The following is a 5,865-nucleotide window of genomic DNA, read 5'->3' on the forward strand; positions in this document are numbered from 1 at the left end:
TGCCCTGGAGAGACGACTTCTGAGGTAAAAAGGTACATAAACTGCTGTTTCCTTGGATGTATTTTTGATTGAGTAGCATTAATAGGTAGATTATAAGATATTTAAGGCAAATATTTTCTTAGGCGTTATATTAGTAGTGTGGCGTATAATTGCGGAAAAAAAAGGTTTTTTTGTGTGCGGAGTATTTGGAATTCTTGGTGAATATAGTCCGCACAAAGCGCGTGAAGCACTTCGACTTCTTTCTCATCGCGGAAGGGATCATTGCGGTATTGTAGAGAAAAACAGGCTATTTTTAGCCCATCAACGTCTCTCGATTACCGATGCACATTTTCGATCGAATCAGCCAATGACTCGAAATAAAATCATGATCAGTTTCAACGGCGAAATTTACAATCATAATGCTCTACGCGAAGAATTGAAGCTTCAGGGGTTGGAGACAGCGAGCGATACGGAAGTGATTTTAGCGGCCTATGAGCAGTGGGGAATCGAGTGTATTGGGCGTCTGGAGGGGATGTTTGCATTTGCTTTGGTAGACGGTGAAAAGTGCTATCTGGTACGTGACCGTGCAGGCAAAAAGCCCCTATTTTATCATTATGGCAAAGAAGCATTTTATTTTGCTTCAGAAATTAAGGCCATCAAGCCGTTTTTGTCTTCTGTACGGATGAATGATGAAGCTCTCCACTCGTATCTCTCTTTTTTAGCGCCTGCTCCTCCACATACGTTTTATGAAGGTATTGAGAAACTGGAAGCGGGCGAATGGATCTGTTTTGAAAACGGTACTATCACAAAACATCGCTATTACAATTTTCTTGATAGGCTTATACCAACCCTTTTTGATCGCCAAGAAGCTTTGCGCCAGATCGAAGGAGAGCTTCATCGATCTGTTGCGATGCGGTTGGATACGGAGGCTCCTGTTGCCGCATTATTATCAGGTGGTTTGGACAGTGCAATGATCTGTGCCATTGCTTCAGCCCAAGGAAAAAAGCTTCCCGTATTTACTCTGGGGTATGATGAATACGGTGCGTATGACGAGCGGCACAATGCTGCAATCACGGCGCAATACTTGGGGTTGAATCATACGGAAGTGATCATTTCGCAAAGCGATTTTAATACCCATCTTGATACGTTATTGATGCATATGGATGAACCGTTGAACGATCCCGCCGCACTGCCGCTTTATCTTCTTATGCAAAAGATTGGATCGGATGGATATAAAGTTGTCCTGAGTGGTGAAGGGAGTGATGAATTGTTTTTAGGGTATCGGCAGTATTTCGAGTATTTCGATATCGAAAAAGCAGCTTCCTTGCACCACAAAAACTGGCTCAAAAAATATTTTCACAGCCATTTTTCGATGAACCGCGAATGGGAATGGTACAAACGGATTTTTGATGAGACGCTGTTATTCCGTACTTCGGGGGAAAAGTTTACCGATTTGCAGCAAAACAAGCTTTTTCGTCGTAACGTTCGGGATAACGAATCACTCCGATTTTTAGCGAAATATCGTTCTGAATTCGAACAAAGCGGACACACGGATCCGAGTTTATGGTACAGCATGATCGATTTGAAACTTTTTGTCGGAGAGCATTTTCTCGCTAAACTCGATCGTGTCTCAATGGCGCATACCCTTGAAGCCCGAACACCGTTTTTGGATCATCGACTGGCCGAAACGGTGCTTTCGGTTGATCCTATTCTCCGTATAGGAGAGGGTGAGACAAAAACGCTGTTGAAGCAAATTGCGAGAAATTATCTTAGCGATGAAATTGTAGACCGCCGCAAAAAAGGGTTTTCAAACCCTTATATGGAGTGGCTAATCGGATCGAATCGGATTGAATTGATCCGTGAAGTCAATGAAAAAACGGGGCTGTTTTATCCTGACGAATTGGACAACTATATCGATATGGCCAGACGGGGGCGGTTTAAACAACACGTTTGGGGACTTTATGTCCTGAGTGACTGGATCAAGAGAGAGTTGTTATAGTCTTTATTTTTTCTCCATCAACAGGGCCAATTCTAATGTTCCACTGATGTAGTTAGCAAAAAAGCTCATGATTCCCTCATCTTTTTCATCAAAATCTCCGTTGTATTTGTTGAGAAGCTGAATAATACCGATGACCTCTTGTCGAGAATTAAAGATCGGAATAGCAAGTATATTTCGGGTGACAAAACCGCTTTTTTGATCGATTTTCGATAAAAAGCGATCGTCTTCATACGGGGAATTAACAATTTGTGCGGTTTTTGTTTGTACGGTGTCCCCGACAATTCCAGAATCAATAGCGATCGCAATTCGTCCGATTCCATCGGAGAGTTTTGTCCACAGCATTTTCTCTTTGGCATCGACCATAAAGATTGAACACCGTTCCGCATTAACAATCGCTTTGGCTTCTTCGGAGATAATAGGAAGAGAGTCTTCAATACGATCAAGACTGGTCAGCTTTTTTCCGAAATCAGAGATCCTTTTGTAAATTTCCAAACTCATTCTATCCCTTTTTTTAGTAAAGTGGCTTCGTCATCGAAAAGCATTGCCAGCTCTAAATAGCCGCTGATATAGTGAGCAAAAAAAATCATAAATTTTGCGTCTTCTGAGGAAAATCCGCCGGGTTTGTTTAAAAGTTGAAACACGCCGATGATATGGCGGCTAGAGTCAAATATAGGAATAGAAGCGATATTTTCAGTTACAAATCCGGTTTTATTGTCGATGGCATGAAGAAACCGCTCATCATCATACGGGTTGTTCACCAAAATCGGCTTTCCTTCTTTAAGGGTATGGCCGACGATCCCGTCATCTTTATGCACCATGATTTTTTCGATACCGTCTGCTAAGGTGGTCCAAAGCATCTGTATTTTCGGATTGTAGATAAAAATGGAACAACGCGCCGCGCCGCTCACTTGTTTCGCGTACTCCGAGATCATTGGGAGCCCCTCTGAGAGCGTTGGACGTTTCAACAGAGCACGTCCAAAATCAGCGAGAGCGGTATACGTAGTTTTCATGGTGACCTACAGAAAATAAAATAAATTCGGGAAAAAAATAAATCGTATCTATTTAAAGCTAAAAAGTAAATTTATGTGAAAGAAGGGGAAGCGAAACTCCCAAATGGGAGTTTCAGGGAGAATCTTAGAGGTTATGCTCTTTTTTGTAAGCGATAATCATCGCATATGCTTCATCTTTAAGCAATAGTTTTTCTTTTTTTAGTTTTTCGAGTTCAAGATCAGACATCGGAACTTCACCGTTTTCTGCTTTGCTGATTTGATCGTCAAGATCGTTGTGGCGATCGAAAATTTTCAAAAAGTGGGCGTTAGCCGCATCATTTTGTTTCATATGGGTAATAACATCGCGGTATTCATGCAACATTCGAGTGTCCTTGCGTGGAAATTTATCGGAATTATACCATTACTTATTTTAAAATCCGTGGAAGGGTGATCCCCTCTTGGCCTTGATATTTACCGCTTTTGTCTTTGTATGAGGTTTCGCACATCTCATCTCCTTGCAAAAAGAGCACTTGGGCAATCCCTTCATTAGCATAGATTTTAGCCGGAAGAGGAGTCGTATTGGAAATCTCAATGGTGATATGCCCTTCAAACTCCGGCTCAAACGGGGTGACATTGACGATAATACCGCAACGCGCATAGGTTGATTTACCCAGACAGATTGCCAAAACATCTCGAGGAATTTTAAAATACTCAACCGTTCGTGCCAATGCGAACGAGTTTGGCGGAACGATACAAACATCCCCGACGAAATCGACAACATTCATGTCATCAAAACGTTTTGGATCAACAACTGTTGAATTTAGATTGGTAAAAATTTTAAATTCATTGGTGACTCGAATGTCATAACCGTATGAGCTAAGCCCGTAACTGACGACTCCAACGCCTACTTGATCTTCACAAAACGGGGTAATCATTTCCTCGTTTAATGCCTTTTCTCGAATCCATCCGTCGCTTTTAAGACCCATCTTCTATCCGTTGTTAATTTTATTTGTGGTAGTATAACACATCTATTACCCTACTTTTAGGAGCATTTTCCGATGGATATGAAACAAATTAAAGCCCTTTTGCAAGAGTTTGATGCAAGTACTCTTTCAAAATTAAAAATTACTCAAGACGCTTTTTCGATTGAACTTGAAAAAAATATTGGTGTAGTTGCTGCACCTGTAATGGCTGCTCCGGTTGCTGTTGCATCGGCTCCGGTTGCACCTGCTGCCGTTGAATCATCGGCTCCGGCTACACCGGTTCTTAGCGGAGATATGATTGTTTCTCCGATGGTAGGAACATTCTACTCGGCTCCCTCACCGGATTCTGCTTCTTTTGTAAAAGTTGGGGATCGTGTCAAAAAAGGACAAGTCATCGGTATTCTTGAAGCGATGAAAATTATGAATGAGCTTGAAGCCGAATTCGATTGTGAGATTCTCAGCGTTTTAGTATCTGATGCACAGTCTGTTGAATACGATATGCCATTATTTGCCGTTAAGAAGCTTTAAATCATGGCGGAAATCAAACGTATTTTAGTCGCGAATCGCGGTGAAATCGCGCTTCGTGCCATTCGTACAATCAAAGAGATGGGTAAAGAAGCAGTTGCGGTTTACTCTACAGCGGATAAAGAGGCTTCGTACTTGAAGCTTGCTGATGCGGCAATTTGTATCGGAGGCGCTCCGAGTTCACAAAGTTACCTTAATATCCCTGCCATTATCGCAGCATGTGAAATTAGCGGATGTGATGCAGTATTTCCGGGATACGGATTCTTGTCTGAAAATCAACATTTTGTTGAAATCTGTACCCATCACGGTATCAAATTTATCGGACCGACACCTGAAGTTATGGTGATGATGTCGGATAAATCAAAAGCCAAAGATGTCATGATCGCCGCTGGTGTTCCGGTTGTTCCGGGATCTGATGGTGCCATCAAAGACATTGCCGAAGCAAAGGTTCGTGCCAAAGAGGTCGGTTATCCGGTTATCCTCAAAGCGGCTGCTGGCGGTGGCGGACGCGGTATGCGTGTCGTTGAAGATGAAAGTTATATTGAAAACGCCTTTTTAGCCGCAGAAGCGGAAGCGATCGGCGCCTTTGGTGATGGTACGATTTATATGGAGAAATTCATTAAAAACCCTCGCCATATCGAAGTGCAAGTGATCGCCGATTCTCACGGGAATGTTTTACATATCGGTGAACGTGATTGTTCGATGCAGCGCCGTCACCAAAAATTGATCGAAGAATCCCCTGCGGTGGCATTGACCCCTGAAATCCGTGCAGATTTGCACGCTTCAGCCGTTCGTGCAACCAAGTATATTAAATACGAAGGGGCAGGGACATTTGAGTACCTTCTCGATGCCGATAAAAATTTCTATTTTATGGAGATGAATACCCGTCTTCAGGTAGAACACTGTGTTTCTGAGATGGTCAGCGGTTTGGATTTGATCGAAATGATGATCCGCGTTGCTGAGGGCGAAGCACTTCCAAGTCAAGAGAGCGTAGTTCTCAGCGGTCACTCTATCGAGTGCCGTATTACTGCCGAAGATCCGATAAAATTTTTGCCGTCTCCGGGAAAAATTACACAATGGATTGCTCCGGGTGGGCGTAATATCCGTATCGATACGCACGCACATGCAGGGTATATTGTCCCTCCGACCTACGATTCAATGATCGGAAAATTGATTGTGTACGGAAAAGATCGCAACGATGCAATCGAGCGAATGCATCGCGCATTAAGCGAATTTACGATTACCGGCATCAAGACAACGATTCCGTTTCATATGAAAATGATGAAAAACCCAGATTTCATCAATAATAACTTCGATACAAAATACCTCGAAAATTACAACGGCTAAAGGCTGTTGTAATCTCTTTCATCATTATTTAACACCTTTAGTC

At 42.6% G+C, this 5,865-nt stretch carries 7 protein-coding genes; 3 read left to right on the forward strand and 4 right to left on the reverse strand.

Annotated elements, in window-relative coordinates; genetic code table 11:
* The first annotated feature begins 172 nt into the window (after positions 1–172).
* Positions 173–1,978: an asparagine synthase (glutamine-hydrolyzing) gene (gene asnB, locus CJD30_RS11185; RefSeq protein WP_294919129.1), complete on the forward strand. Its 1,806-nt coding sequence runs from the start codon at positions 173–175 to the stop codon at positions 1,976–1,978.
* Between the two features lie 3 nt (positions 1,979–1,981).
* On the opposite strand, the gene CJD30_RS11190 is transcribed toward asnB, so the two are convergent.
* The 4 genes from CJD30_RS11190 to dcd all read right to left on the reverse strand — a co-directional run bounded on the left by CJD30_RS11190 (position 1,982) and on the right by dcd (position 3,953).
* The gene (locus tag CJD30_RS11190) at positions 1,982–2,476 is read right to left on the reverse strand and encodes a GAF domain-containing protein (RefSeq protein WP_294919132.1); all 495 of its coding nucleotides are present in this window, start codon (positions 2,474–2,476) and stop codon (positions 1,982–1,984) included.
* Complete coding sequence (locus CJD30_RS11195; protein WP_294919134.1) at positions 2,473–2,988, reverse strand: GAF domain-containing protein; 516 nt, start codon at positions 2,986–2,988, stop codon at positions 2,473–2,475. Before CJD30_RS11195 ends, CJD30_RS11190 begins: the two co-directional genes overlap by 4 nt.
* 124 nt (positions 2,989–3,112) lie before the next feature.
* On the reverse strand, positions 3,113–3,349 hold the full coding sequence (locus CJD30_RS11200) for a DUF465 domain-containing protein (RefSeq protein WP_294919137.1): 237 nt from the start codon (positions 3,347–3,349) through the stop codon (positions 3,113–3,115).
* Between the two features lie 43 nt (positions 3,350–3,392).
* Entirely contained in the window at positions 3,393–3,953 is a 561-nt protein-coding gene (gene dcd / locus CJD30_RS11205) for a dCTP deaminase (RefSeq protein ID WP_294919140.1), read from the reverse strand.
* A 72-nt stretch (positions 3,954–4,025) separates the two neighbouring features.
* Between dcd and accB the strand changes: the two genes are divergently transcribed.
* On the forward strand, positions 4,026–4,478 hold the full coding sequence (gene accB / locus CJD30_RS11210) for an acetyl-CoA carboxylase biotin carboxyl carrier protein (protein ID WP_294919143.1): 453 nt from the start codon (positions 4,026–4,028) through the stop codon (positions 4,476–4,478).
* Between the two features lie 3 nt (positions 4,479–4,481).
* Entirely contained in the window at positions 4,482–5,822 is a 1,341-nt protein-coding gene (locus CJD30_RS11215; protein WP_294919145.1) for an acetyl-CoA carboxylase biotin carboxylase subunit, read from the forward strand.
* Positions 5,823–5,865 lie beyond the last annotated feature (43 nt).

This window comes from Sulfuricurvum sp. PD_MW2 (assembly GCF_002633015.1).
In the GTDB taxonomy this organism is placed as follows: Bacteria; Campylobacterota; Campylobacteria; order Campylobacterales; family Sulfurimonadaceae; genus Sulfuricurvum.

What these genes read in the sequence shown, in the direction of transcription:
- CJD30_RS11190 (WP_294919132.1), bottom strand. Translation starts at nt 2,476, where the DNA reads ATGAGTTTGGAAATTTACAAAAGGATCTCTGATTTCGGAAAAAAGCTG.
- CJD30_RS11195 (WP_294919134.1), bottom strand. Translation starts at nt 2,988, where the DNA reads ATGAAAACTACGTATACCGCTCTCGCTGATTTTGGACGTGCTCTGTTG.
- CJD30_RS11200 (WP_294919137.1), bottom strand. Translation starts at nt 3,349, where the DNA reads ATGTTGCATGAATACCGCGATGTTATTACCCATATGAAACAAAATGAT.
- dcd (WP_294919140.1), bottom strand. Translation starts at nt 3,953, where the DNA reads ATGGGTCTTAAAAGCGACGGATGGATTCGAGAAAAGGCATTAAACGAG.
- accB (WP_294919143.1), top strand. Translation starts at nt 4,026, where the DNA reads ATGGATATGAAACAAATTAAAGCCCTTTTGCAAGAGTTTGATGCAAGT.
- CJD30_RS11215 (WP_294919145.1), top strand. Translation starts at nt 4,482, where the DNA reads ATGGCGGAAATCAAACGTATTTTAGTCGCGAATCGCGGTGAAATCGCG.